Source organism: Saccharopolyspora hattusasensis (assembly GCF_050972075.1).
GTDB lineage: Bacteria > Actinomycetota > Actinomycetes > Mycobacteriales > Pseudonocardiaceae > Saccharopolyspora > Saccharopolyspora hattusasensis.
Map to the genome: position 1 here is coordinate 5,890,723 of NZ_JBPCDC010000001.1, position 20,133 is coordinate 5,910,855.

General features: G+C 64.7%; 17 protein-coding genes and 2 pseudogenes. 9 read left to right on the forward strand and 10 right to left on the reverse strand.

Going from position 1 to position 20,133, the window contains the following annotated elements:
- Window positions 1-153: 153 nt before the first annotated feature.
- Entirely contained in the window at window positions 154-402 is a 249-nt protein-coding gene (locus ACRXBZ_RS28230; RefSeq protein ID WP_433881658.1) for a hypothetical protein, read from the reverse strand.
- A 29-nt stretch (window positions 403-431) separates the two neighbouring features.
- Here ACRXBZ_RS28230 and ACRXBZ_RS28235 point away from each other — a divergent pair, with 29 nt between their 5' ends.
- The 4 genes and pseudogenes from ACRXBZ_RS28235 to ACRXBZ_RS28250 form a co-directional block, all read left to right on the forward strand.
- Window positions 432-911: a hypothetical protein gene (locus ACRXBZ_RS28235; RefSeq protein ID WP_433881659.1), complete on the forward strand. Its 480-nt coding sequence runs from the start codon at window positions 432-434 to the stop codon at window positions 909-911.
- Window positions 904-1,884: a type I-G CRISPR-associated RAMP protein Csb1/Cas7g gene (gene cas7g, locus ACRXBZ_RS28240; protein ID WP_433881660.1), complete on the forward strand. Its 981-nt coding sequence runs from the start codon at window positions 904-906 to the stop codon at window positions 1,882-1,884. The genes ACRXBZ_RS28235 and cas7g overlap by 8 nt, the downstream gene beginning before the upstream one ends.
- Window positions 1,881-3,398, forward strand: coding sequence for a type I-G CRISPR-associated protein Csb2 (csb2, locus tag ACRXBZ_RS28245; protein ID WP_433881661.1), 1,518 nt, complete (start codon window positions 1,881-1,883; stop codon window positions 3,396-3,398). The genes cas7g and csb2 overlap by 4 nt, the downstream gene beginning before the upstream one ends.
- Window positions 3,399-4,308: 910 nt before the next feature.
- A pseudogene (locus ACRXBZ_RS28250) lies at window positions 4,309-4,455 on the forward strand (non-homologous end joining protein Ku); the annotation flags it as partial.
- A gap of 952 nt (window positions 4,456-5,407) precedes the next feature.
- Here ACRXBZ_RS28250 and ACRXBZ_RS28255 read toward each other — a convergent pair.
- Window positions 5,408-5,695: a hypothetical protein gene (locus ACRXBZ_RS28255; RefSeq protein WP_433881662.1), complete on the reverse strand. Its 288-nt coding sequence runs from the start codon at window positions 5,693-5,695 to the stop codon at window positions 5,408-5,410.
- A 595-nt stretch (window positions 5,696-6,290) separates the two neighbouring features.
- Here ACRXBZ_RS28255 and ACRXBZ_RS28260 point away from each other — a divergent pair.
- The gene (locus ACRXBZ_RS28260) at window positions 6,291-7,214 is read left to right on the forward strand and encodes a glycoside hydrolase family 18 protein (protein ID WP_433881663.1); all 924 of its coding nucleotides are present in this window, start codon (window positions 6,291-6,293) and stop codon (window positions 7,212-7,214) included.
- On the opposite strand, the gene ACRXBZ_RS28265 is transcribed toward ACRXBZ_RS28260, so the two are convergent.
- Together ACRXBZ_RS28265 and ACRXBZ_RS28270 are read right to left on the reverse strand one after the other, a co-directional pair.
- Window positions 7,194-8,117, reverse strand: coding sequence for an IS3 family transposase (locus ACRXBZ_RS28265; RefSeq protein ID WP_433881664.1), 924 nt, complete (start codon window positions 8,115-8,117; stop codon window positions 7,194-7,196). The two genes, ACRXBZ_RS28260 and ACRXBZ_RS28265, sit on opposite strands and share 21 nt — an antisense overlap.
- Window positions 8,117-8,440: a transposase gene (locus ACRXBZ_RS28270; RefSeq protein WP_433878664.1), complete on the reverse strand. Its 324-nt coding sequence runs from the start codon at window positions 8,438-8,440 to the stop codon at window positions 8,117-8,119. Before ACRXBZ_RS28270 ends, ACRXBZ_RS28265 begins: the two co-directional genes overlap by 1 nt.
- Before the next feature lie 64 nt (window positions 8,441-8,504).
- On the opposite strand from ACRXBZ_RS28270, the gene ACRXBZ_RS28275 reads away from it, so the two are divergent.
- Entirely contained in the window at window positions 8,505-8,858 is a 354-nt protein-coding gene (locus ACRXBZ_RS28275; RefSeq protein WP_433881665.1) for a glycosyl hydrolase family 18 protein, read from the forward strand.
- 514 nt (window positions 8,859-9,372) lie between these two features.
- On the opposite strand, the gene ACRXBZ_RS28280 is transcribed toward ACRXBZ_RS28275, so the two are convergent.
- The 3 genes from ACRXBZ_RS28280 to ACRXBZ_RS28290 all read right to left on the reverse strand — a co-directional run bounded on the left by ACRXBZ_RS28280 (window position 9,373) and on the right by ACRXBZ_RS28290 (window position 11,785).
- Window positions 9,373-10,122 carry a carbonic anhydrase gene (locus ACRXBZ_RS28280; protein ID WP_433881666.1) on the reverse strand — a complete coding sequence of 250 codons (750 nt, stop codon included), beginning with the start codon at window positions 10,120-10,122 and terminating at the stop codon, window positions 9,373-9,375.
- Between the two features lie 374 nt (window positions 10,123-10,496).
- Window positions 10,497-10,751, reverse strand: a complete 255-nt coding sequence (locus tag ACRXBZ_RS28285) for a hypothetical protein (protein ID WP_433881667.1) — start codon at window positions 10,749-10,751, stop codon at window positions 10,497-10,499.
- Between the two features lie 203 nt (window positions 10,752-10,954).
- The gene (locus tag ACRXBZ_RS28290; RefSeq protein WP_433881668.1) at window positions 10,955-11,785 is read right to left on the reverse strand and encodes a hypothetical protein; all 831 of its coding nucleotides are present in this window, start codon (window positions 11,783-11,785) and stop codon (window positions 10,955-10,957) included.
- Window positions 11,786-13,193: 1,408 nt separating this feature from the next.
- Here ACRXBZ_RS28290 and ACRXBZ_RS28295 point away from each other — a divergent pair.
- The 3 genes from ACRXBZ_RS28295 (at window position 13,194) to istB (ending at window position 17,307) form a co-directional block, all read left to right on the forward strand.
- Window positions 13,194-14,417, forward strand: coding sequence for an Ig-like domain-containing protein (locus ACRXBZ_RS28295; protein WP_433881669.1), 1,224 nt, complete (start codon window positions 13,194-13,196; stop codon window positions 14,415-14,417).
- A 635-nt stretch (window positions 14,418-15,052) separates the two neighbouring features.
- Window positions 15,053-16,435 (forward strand): IS21 family transposase, encoded by a 1,383-nt coding sequence (gene istA, locus ACRXBZ_RS28300; protein WP_433877707.1) that lies wholly within the window; start codon window positions 15,053-15,055, stop codon window positions 16,433-16,435.
- 20 nt (window positions 16,436-16,455) lie between these two features.
- Window positions 16,456-17,307: an IS21-like element helper ATPase IstB gene (gene istB, locus ACRXBZ_RS28305; RefSeq protein WP_433877708.1), complete on the forward strand. Its 852-nt coding sequence runs from the start codon at window positions 16,456-16,458 to the stop codon at window positions 17,305-17,307.
- 595 nt (window positions 17,308-17,902) lie between these two features.
- Here the strand turns inward: istB and ACRXBZ_RS28310 are convergent.
- The 3 genes and pseudogenes from ACRXBZ_RS28310 to ACRXBZ_RS28320 all read right to left on the reverse strand — a co-directional run.
- The gene (locus ACRXBZ_RS28310; RefSeq protein ID WP_433880486.1) at window positions 17,903-18,436 is read right to left on the reverse strand and encodes a transposase family protein; all 534 of its coding nucleotides are present in this window, start codon (window positions 18,434-18,436) and stop codon (window positions 17,903-17,905) included.
- Between the two features lie 426 nt (window positions 18,437-18,862).
- Window positions 18,863-19,792 carry an alpha/beta fold hydrolase gene (locus ACRXBZ_RS28315; protein ID WP_433881670.1) on the reverse strand — a complete coding sequence of 310 codons (930 nt, stop codon included), beginning with the start codon at window positions 19,790-19,792 and terminating at the stop codon, window positions 18,863-18,865.
- A gap of 139 nt (window positions 19,793-19,931) precedes the next feature.
- A pseudogene (locus ACRXBZ_RS28320) lies at window positions 19,932-20,069 on the reverse strand (IS5/IS1182 family transposase); the annotation flags it as partial.
- Window positions 20,070-20,133 lie beyond the last annotated feature (64 nt).

Below are 20,133 nucleotides of genomic sequence, written 5' to 3' on the forward strand. Positions count from 1 at the left end.
TGATCGGTGCGGCGCGGGGGAGTTCCACCACCGGGTGGCGTACAGGCAGGTCAGGGCCGCAACGAGTCCAACCCCGACCGGGACGATCAGGGCGCCATCCTGTGCCGCTCGAAAATACGATTCGGCCCTGTGCGCTGGGGCGACGCCGTGCCGTCAGGCAGCGTCGTGGTGGTACTCGTTGATCAGGCCGTCGAGGATGGGTTGTCGCCGGATCCGGTGGGCCTGGAGGTCGGTGACGGTGGCCGGGGCGCATGGTTCGGTGCTGTCCGGGGTAGTTGGTGCTGGGACCGGTGGGGGCGGTGCCGGTTGTAGTACCGGATGTACTCGCTGAGCACGTTCTGAGCGTGGGGCCTCGTTGTAGATCAGGATCCGGTCGAGGAGCTCGCGGCGTAGGGTGCCCACGACTCGCTCGCAGATCGCGTTCGCTCTCGGTGCCTGCGGTCCCCGCCAGAACCGTCTGCGCGTGGCTTTATGGCGACATCGACGATGACGACGTGGAACGTGCGCTGTGGGCAGCGCTCGCATTCGATACGCGCTACGTCTCGCTGACCGAACCGCCTGGGGGTGCTGTCCCTTTCCCGGCGTACGCGGTATTGGCGCCGTTCATGCACGGTATGAGTGCTGCGGCCGACCACACCTTGGGGGCGCGGAGCTGGTGGGGCGCGCAACTACGTGCCGGACGTAGTGAGCCGGTGCTCGACGATGCGCTGCGCCGAGCACGCCAAGCCGGGTACCGCCCGGTTGCCCGCGCACGCTTCCTCGCCCGCGGCGCCGATGGGCCACGGTTGGCTGCCGCCCTGCTCATCCCGGTTCACCGTGAAGGGCTTCCGGGGCTACTGGCTTCGGTAGCCCGCCCACTATCCGCTGACAATGCCGAATCGCGAGAATCTGAAGAGGACTTTCATGACTGACGCGCGCACCATCCTGAACGTGGCTCTGCGGCCGGTTGCTGGAAGCCGGTTCCAGCCCACCGGGTTCCCTGATCTCGGCGCGGCCGAATTCGATGCCCCCGCTCGGGACGGTCGTTCCCTGCTGGTGGAGTCCGTGCAGTCGATGGCCAACCGCCTGGAAGAACAAGCATGGGACGCGGTCGCCAGCGCCCCGCGGGCTCCATTCGACCGGCTGCCCTGGGTCCGTGTCAGCCATGCCGAAGACGCACGGTTCCTGACCTCCAGTCGTATCGAAGCCCACCGCCTGGCCTCGGCCTACATCCGCCACGGCCAGTTGCCCGACGGCACACCGGGTATGGACTTCCTCCACGACGCCCTCGGCCTGCAGCCCGGTCGCCCCCTGGACCGCGTGCAGCTGACCCGCGCCGTGTTCCGCCTCGACCCGTTCAGCCTGCTCCACGGCGTGTTCTTCGCCATCAGCGCCTGGCCTTGGCAGCCGCGTGTCCAACGCGCGGTGACAGCTTTCATCGAGGCACATAATGTGCGGCCGGCAGTGTCCGGCGGTGTCAAACGAGAACTGGTCCGCAACAAAAACGAAGCCGGCACCGACGACGAACCGTCGCCCGGCGCGGACACCGGCTATGGCTCGATCCCGCACCAGCGCATCGAATACACCGCCGAGACCATCCTGTTGTCCGTGGTGATCGACAAGCAGCAATTCCGTTCCTACGGGCTGTCTCCGGAAGCCACCGAACTCCTCCACACACTCGCCCAATGGGAACTGCGCAGCTTGCTGAATTCCGGCCTGCGGCTGCGCACCGCATGCGACCTGATCACCACCGAGACGATCGACCTGCCGGACCTGGATGAGCTGACCGCCAGGATCGACAAACTCGTCGACGTCACCGCAGACGAGCACGGCGGAACCACCCACGACATCACCTGGACCTCGGCGTCGGCCAAGACGCAGATGAAAAGGGACAAGAGCAAGTGATTCCCACCCTGTCCTTCCGCTTCCCACTCGGCCGCTACCACGCCACCCCCTGGGACCACAGCGCCAACGAAGGCCGGCTGGAGTGGCCGCCCTCGCCCTGGCGGCTGCTTCGCGCCCTACTGGCGGTCTGGCATCAACGCGCCCCCGAAATCGGAACCACGACCATCACAGGACTGCTGCAAACCCTGGCCGGCACGGCACCGCGCTACGTACTGCCGCACACTATCCACGGACACACCCGGCACTACATGCCTGGCGTCGACCTCGACCACCAAGGCCGCGAGAAACGATTCCTCGCATTCGACAACTTCCTGTCCCTACCCAAGGAACCCCAGGCCGACGGGCCCGGAGCCCTGCTGGTGACGTGGGATACCGAACTCACCGACGACCAGGCCAAGGCACTCGCCGTACTCGCGCAGCGGATGCCCTACCTCGGGCGGGCGGACTCGATCTGTGTCGCCGAACTCCTCGACACCACGCCTGAACGCGACACCTGGATCACCCCTGACCCGGGGGGAGAACTACGGCTCCTCGCACCGGCACCGGACGTCACGCCCGAACAGGTGGAAATCGATACCCGCACCATGCGCAAAGACCGCATGGTCACCCCACCCGGCGCCTGCTGGATCGGCTACACCACACCGGGCGAACAGACACGAAAACCCGATCGTCCCGTTCGACACCGACCGCGACCGACCGCAGTCCGCTTCGCCCTGGAAAGCCCAGCGCCCCTGCACTTCGCCGACACCCTGCTGATCACAGACACGCTCCGCCGCGCCTGTCTGAGCCTATACGGGAAACAGCACCGCAACCCCGATGGAACCGGTGGCCAGTGCCCACCACTTTCGGGCAAAGACCACGCCGACAACATCAGCCGAAACCAGCACCAGCACGCCCACTACCTCGCCTACAACAGCGACACCGAATCGCCCTACCTGGACACCGCAGTCATCTGGCTGCCCGCCGGATTCGACCCCGACGTTCTCCGAGCCGTCACCGCCCTCCGTCGCCTCAGACCACGCCACAGCCGCAGCGAGGAACGAAACCAAGCAGCGGACATCCGTGTCGCCCTGGAACACGTCGGTGACATCGCGGACGCCACACCCGAAACCACCACCGCGGCACCCGTCACCACGTGGCGCACCCTCACCCCAGTCTGCTTCCGGCGACACCGCAAGAAAGAAACCACCGAAGAGTTCGTCACCCACGAACTCCGCGCCGAACTCGCCGCCGAACTCGACCTCCCCACCGACGACGTCATCACGAAGATCCACCCCACCCCACACGGGACCAACGCGCCCTGGCCGGCCGACCTCCCCGACCACTGGGCACGCCGCTACCGACGCCACCGCCCCAGCCAAACCATGAACCAACGACTCCCCGGACTCGGCCTCACCCTCGAACTCGCCCCCACAACAGCCCGAAAGATCACCGAAAAACCCCGGCCCCTCATCCTCGGCGCCCACCGCCACTTCGGCCTCGGCCTCCTCACACCCGTCCGGCCAGCAAGGTGATCACGGGAGTTTCGGCCCCATACGGCGACGGTAGCCATCCCTCAAGGCCGGACCCGATCGATCGCCGCGCGTGACGCCTAAGCGTTGCCACTGGCCTCCGGAGAGCAGTTCGGGTCTGTAGCGGAAACACCGTTCCCGCTACAGACCCGAAACCGCCCACTACGATCAACACCCGGCCCGGCACTCCGCCGAGCTATCACACAAAGTAAATGTCTCCGGACCCGCCGGGGCGATTCCAGCTTCAGCCAGAGACTCCTGTGTGTACTCCCTGGCTCGTCGGAGGCCACCAGCGCATCACGTCGCTCACTCACAGTCCGCGGTCGAGAAGGTGATCAACCGCTGTCGTTCGTGCCTGCAAGGACAAGCCCGTCGATCAGAGCCGGCAGCTGCCGACACCCGAGGCAGAGTCTCCGGAAGAGGGCCTCGCACCCGATGGAGGGTCGGTGCAGCAAAGACCCCCGCACACCTGGGCGGTCACGTGCGGGGGTCTGTTCGGCGCCAGTGCGACTGGGGCTCCCTAACTGGACACCGAGGGTAGATGGGGACCCACCCCAGCTCAGCACATCACCCACACGGCAAGACCGCAACACGGGACCGCTCGCCGTCCGTTTGGGGTTGTGTCCTGCTACTCGCGCGCCGAAGCGTTTGAGGATCGCCCGTGCCGGGAGAGCGGAGTGTGCTTCCCAGGGGCGGAAGGGGCTCAACCACAGGGATGGCTTTCCAGGGGCCGTCAGCCCACTGCCATCGACGAAGACCCGCCCCGGCGAGCCTCTGAACACTCGGAATTTTGCAGGTGGGGCATGGTTGCGACATGGACGGGAGGGATCTCCCTCAGGCTGGTTCCCATCGGCTACTCCTTGCCCCGAATGACCCGTGACCGTTCGGTGAGCTTCCACCAGAGAATGGCGCGCGTATTCGCTATCGGAAGGTCGGCGAGGCCGAGAACCGCGAGGTCCCGTTCGCGGAGATCTCCAGCGCCTACGACTACGCCGGCCGCCTGGTCCAGTTTACCGACACCGACTTCGACAGCCTCCCGCTCTCAGCGCCCGGCGGCTAGAGGTCCGGCAGTTCGTTCCGATCAAGCAGGTCGACCCCGTGGCTGTGGGACGTGCTTACCTGATCAAGTCCGGATGGCAGGTGCGATACGTTCCCGTTGAGTTGCCTGAGCTGATCTCCCCGTTGCCGTTTGTGGCCGAGTTGCCTTCGCGCTGGTCGGGGTGGTTGACGGATGAGGACATCCCTGCGGGACGCCGTTTCTGGTCTCGCCGCGATATGGGAACGGTGTCGAGCTCAACGCCTTCTTGCGCTACGCCGAGATGGCGGGGAGCGCATGGAACTCCCAGGTGGGTTAGGCGCGGGATGTCTGCTTTTTCCTGAACTTCGTGTGGTTCTCACGCAGAGGCACGTTGTGGGGGGATGCGACGGAGCAAGACGATATTTCGTACTCACCGTGGCGACAGCAGGATCTCGATGGTCCGCAGATCGACGATTCCACGTGGGCCGGGGAAGTGGCTGCCCAGAACCGGTTTTTCGCCTGGCGGGTCGGAAACCTTGCACGGAACCCGATTCCGCAGCGGGAGCGTCGGCGTGTTCGCGTCGAGACTGGCCGCCCCTACTGCTTTGGCCACCACGCTGGTGTGCTGCTCGGGCACGGTGTTAGGCCCGAGTCCGGTCAGCAGCTAACGGGCTCGAACCGAGGCCAGACCGTTCGCGTTGGCGGGTTCGCCGGGGGCCGAACCCTCGGACGTGCTGACAGTAGGCAGCGGTGACCACCAGGCACACCCCTGCTGAACCTCACGCGACCACTCTGCTCGCAGGGTCGTCCCGAAGAAGTGCCTTTCGACCCCACGTACCCAAGACTGCGGACCGCTGTGGGCCAGCTAAACTGCGACGTCCGTCCAAGTCGCCGAAGCGCCCCCGGGTGCAACCCTTGAGCTGGCGACGCTGTTCGAGCGGGTCGGTCAGCTCGGTGAAACCGGTGCCGAGTCCATGCCCCACCCGATGAGATTCTATTTCTCGGTGAGCAGCGGCTCGTCGGGGTGCTGCCGGGTCAGCGGCGAGGTCTCGACCGGGAAGTCCCGCACGAACGTCGGATGGACGATCGTGTGCTCGACCTCTATCTGTCCACATCGGATGACGGCGTGGTGTGCTTGGTCATGCGGTGCGGTCGCCGAGCTGACGGGGGATGAAGCGCCCGTGGTCAGCCTATCGGTGATGGCTTCGTCGGGTTCGTTGGGAATGGCGACCCTGTGCGGCGATGTGCAGCGCGGCTCGCGCTCCGTCGTCTGCGAATTCACTGCCGCCGACTAACTACGATAGCCGGTCCAGCGTGTCGGCAGCGCGAGTCCGATAGAGGACGGACCTCTCCGAGCAGCAGCGGTTCGGGCCCCGGTTGGGCCGGTGCGGTGAAGTGCGGGACCAGCTATCGCGGCCAGACCTCGATCGGCGGACGGTCCCCGAAACGCAGATCGGTTGGAGTCTGGACTGCATCCAGTAGCGTTATGGTGCCCCGATGTGCGCTGGCATGGCATACGCACAGCTGGTACGGCAGCAACGAGTGGCCTTAGTCGGGACACTTGGTGATCTCCGACGTGATCGAGGTTGTGGGAAGGGGGCTGTGAGTTCGACTTCACGATTCTCAAAGTCAGTATTTGCAGCAGATCGGCGGCCCGGACACAGCTGAGTTGCCCCGCGGTGGTACTCGCGCTAGCCCAACGATCGGCGCGGGTTCTCCTCGGCGGTCTTGGACCGAAACGCGGGCCATTGACCATTTCTGGGCGGGTACGCGGTTGGACGTGCAGGGCCTCGTAGCTCACCGATTGCAACGCCTGCAGGCATACGAGAGAACTATTCGCCGGACTGTTCGGCGGGAAACAGGCGGAGGTAGGGGTAATGCCGATCAGTGACGTCGCGGGCCTGAAGGCCGCCCTGCTGGCCAAGGTCGACCAGTACGTGGAGTCAGAACCGCATCCAGGGCCCTTCCGCAAGGTCGGCTACTTCACGTCGTGGAGTGTGTACGACTCGTACTTCCTGCGGGATGTGGACAAGGTCGCTGACCGGCTGACGCATATCGTGTACTGCTTCGGCGCGATCGACGCCACCTCGCTGCGTGTCAAGCTCGGGGATCCGTGGGCGGACGTGGAGATGGGCTACAGCGCGGCCCGGTCCGTGGACGGTGTGGCCGACGACCCGTCCCAGGCGTTGAAAGGACACTTCAACCAGCTGCGCAAGCTCAAGGCCCGGCATCCGCACCTGCGGATCTTGGTGGCTCTCGGCGGACCTGGGCAGCAGGACCAGTTTGCACAGGCCGCGGCCACGGCTCAGTCCCGGGCCGCGTTCGTCTACTCGGTGGTGGACGTGTTCCTGTGTGGCAACATCCCAGGGCTCCCGGCCGGTGCCGCAGCGGGGATCTTCGACGGGTTCGATCTGGACTGGGAGTTCCCGCAGGCGGCCGACACGGCGAACCTGACGGATCTGATCATCGAATGCCGAAGTCAGCTGGACGTCTTCGAGATCGAGTCTCGCCGGCCGGACCTGGAGCTGACCGCGTGGGTGCCTGCGAACAAACAGTGGGCTACCTACTGGTCGGACGCGGAGCTGGACAAGTTCAGTTTCATCGTGGTGCAGGGCTACGACCTGCACGGCCCATGGGAGGGGACCACCAACTACACCGCCGCGCTGGACACCGACTATCCGGATAAGACATGGTTTACGTGTCACCAGACGGTGACCACTTGGCTGGCCAAGGGCATGTTGAGGTTCCCCCCGAGCGGTGGACAGGGGGTTTACGGGGATTCAGGCAGTTGCTCGGAGTGAGCTCTCGTAGTCCTCGGGACTGAGCATCCCGATCGCGGAGTGCCTCCGGACAGCATTGTAGAAGCGAACCCAATTGTCAACTGCGACAACGAGTTCCGTCTGTGTGGCGTAGGTATGCCGGTAGTAGTGCTCGTGTTTGAACGTGGACCAGAACGATTCCGCAGGGCTGTTGTCCCAGCAGACCCCAGTCGCGCCCATCGACCGGCGCAGCCCGTGCCGGAAACACGCTTTCACCGTTAGATGACCGGTGTACTCACCGCCACGATCGGAATGCAGGATCGTGCCACGGCACCGGCCGCCCCGGGTAGCGACGGCGGCGTCGATGGCCTCGGTGACCATCTCCGAGCCGATGTGCTCGGAGATGGTGTAGCCGAGCACCTTCCGGGAATGCCCGTCCCGGACCGCGCACAGATACATCTCACTCTCACCGCAGGACAGGTAGGTGATATCGGTCAGCCACACCGCGTCCACGCGGCCCTGGTCGAATTCCCGATCGACGAGGTCCGGCGGGAACGACGCCTTCGGGTCGGCCACGGTGGTTTTCACCTTGAACGTGCGCGGGCTGATGCCCTCGATCCCGATGCCGGCCATGATCTTGGCGACGGTCTTCTCGCTGACCACCTCGCCCCGCGCACGCAGTTCGGCGGTGATGCGGGGTGACCCATAGGTGCCGCCGGATTCTTTGTGTACTTCGGTGATTTTCACTTCGAGGTCAGCCCGGCGCTGCTTGCGTGGTGTCAACCTCCGCGCCGCCGCGCGTTTGACATACGCGTAGTAGCCCGACGCGGACACGTCCAGAAGTCGCGCCATACGACGCACCGAGAACGGCCCGGCGGCGTCTTCACTGCCGTCGGTGTCGGTGCCGGTCTCGGCGAGCGTGTCGGGGCCGGCGTACTTCACCATCAGATCGAACCGTTCGGTTTCTTCTGCATCGCGGCAAAGTACGCCGAGGCTTTTACCAGGAACGCGTTGTCCTTCTCCAGCTCGGCGACCTGTCTACGCAACCGTAGCAACTCGGCGCGTTCCGCAGCCTCCAAAGGCTTTTCGCCGTGAGCCTCGGCCGCGGCGATCCTGCGCCGCTCATCCTTGACCCAGTTACTCAGCAACCCGTCGTTGAGACCCAACTCACGAGCCACTTCAGCGATCGTGCGGCCGGAATCGATCACACGATGCGCAGCCTCGACCTTGTACTCGGCCGTGAACGACCGACGCTTACGAGGTGGCATGAGGACATCCTTCCAGCAGGAACCAATCCTGCCAACGTGGTGTCCACTACCCCGGGGGAACCTCATGTGCCCTAGCGACTTGGTGCTGGGTGTGCCGTTCTACTGCAACGGCTGGACTAACGTGGACCCCGGACCGAACGGTGACGGGCTGTGGCAACCGGGCAACGGGATCAGCGTTGGTCCGATGTACCGTGCCGTGATGGCGGCCAGGGGCGTCATGTCGCGCAAGGTCGGTATGGGCGCGAGCAAGTACGATGCGGCCGGGCGGGTCTTCTACTCGGTCGACGATGCGGCCGTGATGGCCGAGAAGGCGGCGTACCTGGTGAATGCGGGGCTGGGAGGGTTCGCTGCGTGGGAGCTGAGCGGGGACACTCCGGATGCCGTTCTGCTGTCCACACTTTCGGCAGGACTGGGGTAAGGGATAAAGATGTACATCATCCAGGTGAGGACGATGCGTTCAGCCTGACTGGGTGTAGATCGGGAAGGCCCGAGCTCGGAGTGGTGGTGTTCGAAGTCGCGCGGGCCTACTGCCGCGACAGGCCTCGTGGGATGACGGGCTCTCCGGCGCTCCTGAAGTCGCCCAACTTCGCGTGCGTTAATTTTCCGCGCGGCTGTCTGGACTGTTCGCTTCGGTAGCCGGTGTAAACGTGAAGGGACGTTGATGGGCCGCCTCCGCCACCCATGAGGAGAGGGAACGCGTTCTCGCCAGGGTTGTGACCATCAGGGACCGTCACCAGTCCGGTACTCCTCGCTGTTCATGCTATTCAAAGCACATTTACCGAGCATTCCCTAACATCCTGCCAGTCCCCGATATAAGGGATACATGTCTGCCGAGATGTTCTCACCGGCCGGCATCTCCGCCGAGCCGTCGGCTGCGCGATCGCCCCATAACAAGGAACCTTCCAGAGGACGCGAACCAAGCTAGTTTGGACTCAGCTCACCAGGTCTATCTTGCCGGTGGAAAGGGTGAGCACGCCGCCGTGGATGGTCAGCTTGTCAGCCCGCATCGCCTGCGCCAGCCCGGCGCTCATCGTGGGCAGTGAGGCGACCACGAGGCGCACATTCGCCCCGACGGCCTCGTGCAGCAAAGTTTCGCCAGTCGCTCCAGTCCGGCGGGCTTCGGCTACGGCCGGCTGAATCGGGTCCGTCAGTGGTGCGAACTCGCCAGGGGACGCCTTCCCGTCAGCTACCTCGATCGCGGCCTTGACCGCGCCGCAGTTGTCGTGGCCGAGCACGAGTACTACGTCAGTGCCCAGCACGGCCTGGGCATACAGCAGTGATGCCGTGTCCGAAGGGGTAGCGATGTTACCGGCGACGCGACAGACGAAAAGGTCGCCAATACCAGCGTCGATGGCCAGCTCTGGGGAGGTCCGAGAGTCGGAGCAACCGAGTACAGCGGCGAAAGGTTGCTGACTCCCGGCTAGCTGCTGGCGAAGCTCGAGGGTCTGATTCGGATGTAAGGGGGTACCTGCGACGAAGCGCTGGTTTCCTTCCTGGATTCGGCGAAGGGCGTCCTCGGGTGTCTCTGGCCGGCGCAGCGCAGGTCCGGGCGGCATGGTAGTTCTCGGTGGGTATTGCGGCTGGCTTTCACAGGAGGCCGAGACCAGGGGAGACATCCCGGCCGCTAGGAAGGTGCCCAGCGCGGCACGCCGAGGTAGCAATCGACCAGGCTTTGTCCGCATGACTCTCCCCCCTGCGGCCACCGCGAGACGCTTGACCGCTCGGTCATCTCGTCGAGTAGCTTAAAGCGGTCCGCGGCCCGGCCACCCTGGTCGTTGGTCCCGGGACACGGGTGTTGACATGATCTGCGCCCCTCGCCCGCCTCCATCATGCGCAGACCGCGGCCCAGCAACACGGAGCACACACCCCGCCGGACCGTGCGGAGTTCGGGGTCGAGCCGATCTGCCGTGTGCAGCGTGACGCGGGCGTGGCGATTGCCGAGTGTCTCCGCTCGGGGCTTCTGGCGAAGTTTTTCAGAGCATGCATCGGAGTGCTCGCCGCGATCGACGAGCACGCTGTGCTGGAGGTCCTCCGCAGCGTCGGATCGCGGCCTTGGTCATGCACCTTCGGATGCTGTCGTGTCCGGGCCGAAGTCGGCGTTTCCACTCGCATCCGCTTCGAGATCGGCGCTTTCGCCGACATCAGGGGCGAAACTCGCGGTTCCTTGATGCTTGCTCGTCGCGGACAACCTCCGCACCAGGTCTCGCCTGCCGCATTTGGCGGCGAGCCGACCCGCCACTCCGAGGATCGCGGTGATCCCCTGCACCCACTGCACGGGCGCCTGTTCTTCCTGTGATGGCTTCTCGTCCATCATCGCCACCTCGTCTCCCCGCGCACCCGCCGAACCGGTCAGCGCCGAGATCTCCCGGCCCTACCACCGGTTCACCGATGTGTCGGCAAGGTCTTCATCTCCCGCCTCGCAACCTGATCGCCGTTGCCGCCGCCACGCGCGGCCAGGTGAGGTCCGCGCCGCGAGCACGTCAGAAGAGGCCTCCGAAGAAGTCGCCGACGGCGTCAACGGCATCTTCGGCCGCACTTCCGACATCTTCGGCCGCGCTGCCGACGGCGCCGAACCCACCACCCAGATCGCTGCCGAAGTCGCCAGCTCATCGCCGAAGTCGCTGCAGATGTCGCCGAACGCACCACCGACGTAGTCGATCGCGTCGTTGACGCCGACGTCGTCGAGCAGGCCACCGGCCAGGTTGCCGAGCAGCCCGCCCGCCATGCCTCCCAGCGGACCGAATGTCTCGCCTCGCCCAGCACCGATCCTGCGATGCTCCCGATGCCCTCCGTGTAGTCACCGCCGACCAGGTCCTGCACGCTCGTTCCGATCCCGCCGATGCCGAGCTCGTCGCCGGCTAGGTCACCGACGTCGCTGAGGAACCCGCCCGAGTTGACGCTGAGGGCATCGCTGTAGTCGCCACCGAGACCGAGCTCGCTGGCCACCTCACCCACGTCACCCGCCAGCGCGTTCCAGTTGCCCGCGACCAGATCGTTCGCGGCCGTGCCGAGGTCGCCGTAACGGAGCCCCGACGCCACGTCACCGGCCAATGAACCCCAGTCGCCGCCGAGCAAGTCACCTGCCGCATCGCCGAGCTGGCCGTACCCGAGGCCGCCCAGCATGTCGCCTGCGAGGGCCCCTAAGTTGCCACTGAACAGATCACCGGCCGCCTGTCCCAGCGCCCCGTAACCGAGTTGGCAGAGTGCATCGGTCGCTAGGCCACCGAGGTCGCTGCCGAGGATGTCGTTGGCCAGACCGCCCAGGTCACCACCAGCCATGTCGCTGATTGCGCCGCCGGCGAGCTCACCGGCCGGCCCACCGAGCAGACCTCCTGCATCATCCAAAATCTCGTTGTAGGTCGGCGCAGGCGCGTTCGACTCGGTTGAGGGTGCTGTTGGTGGTCATCCTGTTGGGCCTTGTTGATCAGGGTGTCGAGTCGGGCGATGAGTCACTGGTGTCGTTCGGCTTCGGTGATCCAGCCGCGTTCTTCGGCGTCCCGGGTCAAGGGCTTGGGGGTCGACGCGCTGCGCGGCGAGGATGGGCAGCGAGCTGGGTTCGGAATAGCGGCGCCGAAGGCGCCTCCGGGAGTTTGGTCGACGCATGGGTTGCGAGCGTCGACGCGCTAGGGCATCACGATCTTCTGCAGCGAATTCCGTTTCAGGGAAGCAAGAATTCGGTCGCGAAAAGCGTCGAGGAACGAGCATTCACGGCTCGGTGGATAGAGCAGCGGAGATCCAATATCGCAGCGTCGCGGAACGTGCGAAGCTCCCCACGGCTCCTTACTGCGGGCGGGGAGCTTGTCGTCACGATGCGGTGGTTTCCTTGAAGTAGACAGGCTCGCCAAGTGTGGCGGCTGCGGAAATGTCTACATTGGATGGACCGGCGTATTCGCCGTCTGGTCGTATCGAGCCGGTGACGATGAATCCTCAGCGGCTGCGGCTGTCGCTGCGCCACCCGGCTGGGCTGACGGTGTTGTGCAGCGCGCAGTCCTTTTCGACTTCCAGCGGACTGATTCCCCTGTGCTCGTCGAACGTGTTGCTGACTAGCCACCGCATCTGGCGAATGACGGTTCGGGCTACTCCTTGCCCAGGCGCCGCAGGATCTCATCATCCACCGCAGGCTCCAGCGGCGTGGTGCACCCCGCCAGTTTCGTGACGATGGTCCGTACGGCCATGGACACACCGTCTGCGCACCGGTCACACTGCGGCTGGGCGAACAGCACTTCCCAGCGCAGCGGCTCCGGCAACATGATCAGCGAAAAATCGCTCGCGGCCGAGACAAGAGACCGAATCCACCGCGTCTTGGAGGTTGACCTGATGTCCGTTGGCCCGGCGGCATGCCGGGGCGGCTGGCCCTCGATGATTGCCGTCGCGTGCTTGCGGTGTCGGCGGCATCCGCGGTGAGGCCAGGCGACAGGAAGACGCGTTCTCGTCGGTGTGGGAAGCTCTGATCAGCGACGAAGCCGATTTTTGGCGGACGATCAGCCAACTAGTACGCGAGGCGTTCAACCATGCTTGTCCCTTCGTCGGCGAGCGACTTTCTCGCTGGCCTAGGCCGTATTGCACCCGTCTGGCCGGAGAGGCCAACCCAAACAGACCATTACTCATAGTGCTCGTAAGGCTACCGTTTGTGTTGGGAGCCGCGGTCATCCCGCCCTTCACGCAGTGACTACCACGGAGCGACGCCGTCCGGCCAACGGCGGGTTCTGGCGCCACCAGCAGAAAACAACTCTCGACCCTTTGGAGAGAAAGCATGGCTACCTCGACTACTACGACCCTGGCGACCGTACCGGCAGGTACCGCAGCGTTCGGCCAGACGGTGACGCTGATCGCCGTCGTCATCCCAGCTACGTATACGGCCATCCCTACCGGCACGGTCACGTTCAAAGACGGAGCGACGACTCTAGGTACGGCTGCGCTGATCGGTGGCGGGGTGGCGATCTTGACCGTTAGCAATCTGAGCGTCAGCGGCGGCCCCCACAGCCTTACTGCTGTCTACAGCGGGGATGCCACATACGCCACGTCCACCTCGGCCCCGGTGACGCTGACCATCACTGCGGCCGCGACTATGACCAGCCTGACTTCCTCGGCAAATCCGTCAGTGTTTGGGCAGCCGGTCACTTTCACTGCGACCGTCACTCTCACCCCGCCGGGGGGTGGTACGCCGACCGGGTCGGTTACCTTTACTATTGACGGTGTTCCGCAGGCCCCAGTGCCGCTGGTCGGTAACCAGGCGAGTATTGCGCTGAGCGGCCTCAGCGTCGGCAATCACACGGTCACCGCCACGTACACCAACACCGATGGCAACTACGCCGGCTCCACGTCGAACACGGTCACTCAGGTGGTCGCCAAGGCCAATACGATGACGACGTTGACCTCCTCGCCCAACCCCTCCACCCCGGGGCAAACGGTGACCTTCACCGCCACCGTCATCCCTGTCTCGCCAGGGGCGGGCACGCTGACCGGGATGGTGACCTTCACCATCGACGGCGCTCCCCAACCCCCCGTTGCGCTGGCCGGCAACACTGCCATCTTCACGACCAACACGCTGACTAACGGCACTCACACCGTCACCTCCACCTACGGCGGAGACACTAACTTCAACTCCTCCACCTCGAACACGGTGACGCAGGTGGTCAGTACCACCATCAACACGTCGCTGACCGCGACCCCTGCGATGATCAAATTTAACGTCAATACCGGCCAGTTCTTCATCCCCACGCTGTCGGCCACCCTCACAAATACCAACACCAGTGCCGGGATCCCCAACAAGACCATCACGTTCACTGCCAACCCCCTCACCGGACCAGTCACCCTCGGCACTGCGGTCACCGACGCCACCGGCACCGCGACCCTGACCAACGTGCCCGTCCAAGCGACCCTGATCACCACCGACCACTACACGGCCACCTTCGCCGGTGACGCCACGGACAGCCCGGCTACGGCCGACGCATCACTCACCTTCCAACCGCTGTAACGCCACTCCACCCCACGCGTTGGGCCGTACCCGCAGCGACGGCGGGTACGGCCCAACAAGGCGAGTGCATGTCAGTCTCCCGTAGCTCAAGGGCACGGAAATGGCGAACCACGCAGACTTCACAATGGCCACTGGCATGTCGGTGGGCCTTCTGTGATTCCCATTCACCGTGGCAGTGCGACACGAACCGAGAACACCAATGGCCTTCATCGGTTCTTCGTCAAAGGTGACGACCTTTCCGCATACGTCGAGGAACACGGTCACACGGGAAGCCCGATAGTGCTCGGCGTGTCTGCCTGCGGTGAAGTTCCTGTAGTCGATCGGACGAGTGAACACAATCGGCATGCTGGGTCGAAATTCCGGAATTAGGTGGAGCGCGTGGAATGTTCACCCCTCGGTGTTCCGAAACGGCTTTGTTTGCGAGGTCCACTGATGACACCGAGCGAGGAACTGTGTGAAGCTGCGGTCCGGCTAGATCAGTTGGCCGCGCCCGCGACATTGACGGCGCTCAGGTGAATCTCCCCAGACCTGCTCATTGAAATTCCCCACCCGGCGTGGCTCCGCCGAGACGGGCGGGGCTCCTTCGAGTCTGGCGGTCTCTGACCACACACCAGCTCGAAGGAGCCCCACGTCTCATGCTCACACGGGAGGAAGACATCGACGCGCACGCCCTGCGTGCCCGGGGTTGGACGATCTCGGCGATCGCCCGTCACCTGGGGCGGGACCGCAAGACCATCCGCGCTTATCTGTCCGGTGTCCGCGAGGCGGGGGCGCGTGCCCGCGCGAGGCCGGATCCGTTCGAGCGGTTCGTGGCCTACTGTTCGGCGCGGCTGGCCGAGGACCCGCATCTGTGGGCCACCACCCTCTACGACGAGCTGCACGAGCTGGGCTATGCGCACTCGTATCCGACGCTGACCCGCCAGATCCGCGACCGGGGTTTGCGTCCGGCGTGTGAGCCGTGCCGACCGGCGAAGGGCCGGGCGGTGGCGGTGATCGAGCACCCACCGGGGGATGAGACGCAGTGGGACTGGCTTGATCTGCCCGACCCACCCGAGCACTGGGGGTGGGGTGGATGCGCGCATCTGCTGGTGGGGGCACTGTCGCACTCGAGCCGGTGGCGCGGTGTCCTGTGCCCGAGTACTGATCAGCCGCACCTGATCGATGGGCTGGACCGGGTTACCCGCGCGTTGGGCGGGTTGACCCGGGCGTGGCGGTTCGACCGGATGGCCACCGTCATCAACCCCGAGTCCGGTCGGGTGCAGGCCTCGTTCTCGGCCGTGGCCAAGCATTATGGCGTCGCGGTGCGGGCATGCCCACCACGGCGAGGTAACCGCAAGGGAGTCGTGGAGAAAGCTAATCATGTTGCGGCGCAACGGTTCTGGCGCACCCTGCCTGACGATGTCACGCCCGAGCAGGCCCAGCAGCGGCTCGAGGCCTGGTGCTCCACGCGCGGTGACACCCGGCTGCGCGCCACCGCGGATGGCAAAGCCAGCGTGGCCACCGTCGCCGCGGCCGAGCCGCTGCGCACCCCACCCGCGGACCCGTTCCCGGCGACCCTGACGGTCACCAGGATCGTCTCGGCGCAGGCGCTGGTGTCCTTCCGCGGCAACCGCTACAGCGTCGCCCCCGAACTCGCCGGCGCCACCGTCACCGTCTCCCACCGGCTCGGCGCCGGCCACGTGGATGTCGCCACCGAGTCCGGGACGGTGATCGCCCGCCACACCCTGGCGCCCGAGGGCGCCGGCGTTATGGTCCGCGACCACGGCCACGTCCTAGCGCTCGAGAAAGCCGCCCTGGCCGCCACCACCACTGCGCGGCCGCACCGCAGCAAGCAGCGCATCCCACCCGGACCGGACGCACGGGCAGCCGCCGACGCCCTGCGCGCCCAGCGCACCGACACAGCGCCGACCAGCGGCGTGGACGCCAGTGGTGAGGTCGTGATCGATCTCGCCCGCTACGCCGCCGCAGCCGCCGCCCGCACCACCCTGCCCCCGGCCGACCCGGCCGACGAGAAGTAACAACGAGAGAGGAAAACACAGTGACAGCAACAAAAACAACCCCGAACACGACCCTCGACGCTGCCCCGTCCACACCGGCGCAGGCCAGCCTCTACCAGCAGCTGCGCGGTCACCTCGCGACGCTCAAGCTGCACGCCGCCGCCGAGGCACTGCCCGGTGTCCTCGAGTCCGCGACCGCCGAGGGTCTCACCCTGACCGCCGCCCTCGAACGACTCTGCTCCATCGAGGTGTCCGCGACCGAGGCCCGCCGCCTGGCCGGCAGGCTGCGCTTCGCCTCGCTGCCCACCCCCGCCACCCTGGAGGACTTCGACTACGACGCCGCCCCCACCGTCGATCCCAAGCTCATCGCCGAGCTGGCCACCTGCCGCTACATCGAGTCGGCCACCAACGTCCTGCTCATCGGCCAGCCCGGCCTCGGCAAAACCCACCTCGCCGTCGGGTTGGCACGCAAAGCCGCCGAAGCCGGCTACCGCACCTACTTCACCACCGCCGCCGACCTGGCCGCCCGCTGCCACCGCGCCGCGATCGAAGGCCGCTGGGCCACCACCATGCGCTTCTTCAACGGCCCGGCCCTCCTCGTGATCGACGAGCTGGGCTACCTCCCGCTGCCCGCCGAGGCCGCCTCCGCGTTGTTTCAGGTTGTCTCCCAACGCTATCTGAAGACCTCGATCATCCTGACCAGCAACCGCGGCGTCGGATCCTGGGGCGAGGTCCTCGGCGATACCACCGTCGCCGCGGCCCTGCTCGACCGGCTCCTGCACCGCTCCGTCGTGCTCACCCTCGAGGGCGACTCCTACCGCCTCCGCGACCACCAAGCCCGCGCCGACACGCTCCGCAAAACCACCACCGGCACCCACCAACCGCTACGCTAACCACCGCCCCCGAGTGGGGAATTTCAGCGAGCAACTCTGGCCAAAATCAATTAGCGGCGTCAACATCTGGACCGTGGGTGTGCAAACGGAAGCGACATGCCGTCCGCAAAGACGTTCCGCCTCCCAACGACAGCGTGGACTGGATCTGTGCCTGGCGGCGTGGGGTAGCGGCCACGCTCGGTCTTTGGTTGCGGGACACCGCAACGGATCTTGACCGATCGCTATTCGTCCGTGACGTCAGCATCAAGACCCAGATCGACGCCCGGGTTTTCGCTCGCATGGTTCTGAACCCGCATCACACTCCGAGTAGGCCAGCGCAGCCGTCGCCCCAAGCGGAGGAGATCCGGCGTAGTGACCACCTGTTCCTGACCCGGCACGGCGGTCGTTAACCCACTGCTGCGGGTTTCCCGAGGACTGATCATGCTTTCGAAGGAATATTTTGAGCGGGCGTGCACCTTGTGGCAACATCCGCATAGTCGCCGAGGACGGCGATGAACTCGACGGGAATCGCCCTTCCCTGTTCGCGGTAGGGCTCCGGCGACAGACAACCCCGCCCCATCTGGCTCCCACTCTTCTGCGGCCCCATGAGGGTTATTCACGCTGAGGCGAAGAAATGCAGGGCGACAACGGTGGAGATGGTTTTACGGAAGGTCTCGATGGGGCGCCGGTAGTCGGTGTGCAGGATGCGCCAGGTCTTGAAGTTAGCGATCACCTGCTCGATGACGTAGCGAATCCTGTTGATCTGCGTGTTGAATTCTTTCTCCCAGTCCAGCAATTCGCGGCATTCAGGTTTCTTGATCGGCGTGAGCATGTCGTTGCCCACGTATCCTTTGTCGCCTATCCAGTTGGCGGGCGTCAGTGTCAACAGCACGTCAGATTCACCGAGGCAGTACGAGTCGTGCCGGCTGCCATCAATCGGATCGGAGATCCACCTGAGCTGGCCGTCGACCGTACAGGCGATCTGCACGTTCATACCGGTGGTCTTGTGCTTGCCCGAGTACAACTCCGGGTGCGAGGACCAGGACCAGCAGGGCAGCAGCGTGCCGTCGACGATGTACTGCTGCCGGTCGTCCAACTCGTCGGCGGTGGGCACGAACCTCGCGAGCACCTGGTTGATCAGTGGCGTCACTGTGGTAACCGCACGACTGATGGACGGCTGGGAAACTCCGTAGGTTTCTGCGATTTCCGCTTGGACCCGATTGCGCCTCATATAGGTCAGCGCAACGACCACAGAGTTCCACAATCCTAGAATCGGTGGCCACGGCTGATTCTCTTGCCCGGTTTCCATCCTGATCAGCTCGCACAAGTCGGCGATCTGTGGCACGGTGAGGCCGGTGGTATGATACATACAGGTGGTCCGTTTTCTTGCGATTTTGAGTGTGGTAACCCAATTCTCGCATTAAACGGACCGCCGCTTATGTCAACACGCCGGTCGGCGACTGAATTTTGATGCGCCTGAATAATCCTCCATAGTGCATTACTCAGAGTGCCCGTCCTTCCGGGCGATCCACTCGGCGTTTCGGGCCGAAACACCGCTCGCTACACAGACCCCTGCTCAAACTGTGGATTCGAGAGGTGTGCAGTACGGTAGTTCATCGATGCAACGGCCAGTACAGAATCTCGTGATGAGGTCGGCAAATTCCTCAGGTCGCTCCATGTTCACAAGGTGATCTCCCTCCTTGATAGTGGTGAACTGGCCGGCAGGGAGCAAAGCGGCTACTTCACGTCCCGTCGCAGGCGGGCATAGAGTGTCGTGTTCTCCGGTGAACACCAGTGAAGGAATGTCTGGCACGGGATCGGGGCGATATGGCGGGTGCTGCAGCAAGCGTGTGTTGTGTTCAAGAGCCTGCCGGAGCTCACCCTCGGACTGACTGGCGAACTGCCGGTGCAAGAGTCGCTTCACCGCCACGTGGCGGCGGATACGAGTTTCGCCGGACGGAGCAGTGAAGATGTTCACCAATTCCGTAGCGATTGCTTCGCGGTTTCCTTGCGAGAGCATCCGTTTCCAACGTGTGGTCAACTCGACATAGTCGTCGGGAACCTTCGTTGACATGCCGCCGAGCATCAATCGTTCAAGCATGCGGGGAAAGTGTTGCGCGAACCGCAGGGCTACTGCGGCTCCGTAACAAGCCCCGAGAAGATTCACCCTTGCAATTCCGAGAAGTTCGAGTGTGTGGCAGACTGCGGAAGCTAGGAAGTCGATACCATGCCGAGCAGGCAGGAAATCTGCGCTACCGTACCCGGGGAGGTCTACAGTGACCACTGGAAAATGGGGGACCCACCATTTTTCCTGCGCTGCCCAGGAGTGTCGATTTTGTGACGAACCGCCGAGAACGAGCAGTGGAACTGCAGAAGCTGACTCCTGGCGGATGATGCGGCACAAGTATCGGTATCCGGCGAATGACAGCTCTAGTTCATTGACGTCTGGGTGGGTTGTGGGAACAGAAGTGGGCAAGTGGTTTCCTGTAACATTTCGGGGCGCCATCGACCACTCCTCGTGTTGAGAAAATGAACCTGGCCGATGTTACAGCCTGGGAAGAACACGTGCATATCGTTTCCCCCATTCGGAAGGTAGTTTTCCCTCTTTTGGGGACCGGCAGTCCTGCCGCCACCCGCATCGTAGGCTTGTCCGAATGGAGTTTCACGTGCCGGAAGCGGCGTGATCCTCGCCGGGGGCGGTTTGCGGGAATGGCCAGCGAGAGCGACCTGAGCGCGAAGTTGTCGCGGATATTGGCAGCAGAGATACCGACTGCGAGCGGAATCCTGAACAGTCGGAACGGGAATGCTGGCCCCCGCGGACGCCTACACACCGTCGAGGGAGAAACG

Bases quoted from the DNA above. Each gene is read 5' to 3' on its own strand.
- cas7g (WP_433881660.1), top strand. From the start codon at position 904: ATGACTGACGCGCGCACCATCCTGAACGTGGCTCTGCGGCCGGTTGCT.
- ACRXBZ_RS28260 (WP_433881663.1), top strand. From the start codon at position 6,291: ATGCCGATCAGTGACGTCGCGGGCCTGAAGGCCGCCCTGCTGGCCAAG.
- ACRXBZ_RS28265 (WP_433881664.1), bottom strand. From the start codon at position 8,117: ATGGTGAAGTACGCCGGCCCCGACACGCTCGCCGAGACCGGCACCGAC.
- ACRXBZ_RS28270 (WP_433878664.1), bottom strand. From the start codon at position 8,440: ATGCCACCTCGTAAGCGTCGGTCGTTCACGGCCGAGTACAAGGTCGAG.
- ACRXBZ_RS28275 (WP_433881665.1), top strand. From the start codon at position 8,505: ATGTGCCCTAGCGACTTGGTGCTGGGTGTGCCGTTCTACTGCAACGGC.
- ACRXBZ_RS28280 (WP_433881666.1), bottom strand. From the start codon at position 10,122: ATGCGGACAAAGCCTGGTCGATTGCTACCTCGGCGTGCCGCGCTGGGC.
- ACRXBZ_RS28285 (WP_433881667.1), bottom strand. From the start codon at position 10,751: ATGGACGAGAAGCCATCACAGGAAGAACAGGCGCCCGTGCAGTGGGTG.
- ACRXBZ_RS28295 (WP_433881669.1), top strand. From the start codon at position 13,194: ATGGCTACCTCGACTACTACGACCCTGGCGACCGTACCGGCAGGTACC.
- istA (WP_433877707.1), top strand. From the start codon at position 15,053: ATGCTCACACGGGAGGAAGACATCGACGCGCACGCCCTGCGTGCCCGG.
- ACRXBZ_RS28315 (WP_433881670.1), bottom strand. From the start codon at position 19,792: ATGGCGCCCCGAAATGTTACAGGAAACCACTTGCCCACTTCTGTTCCC.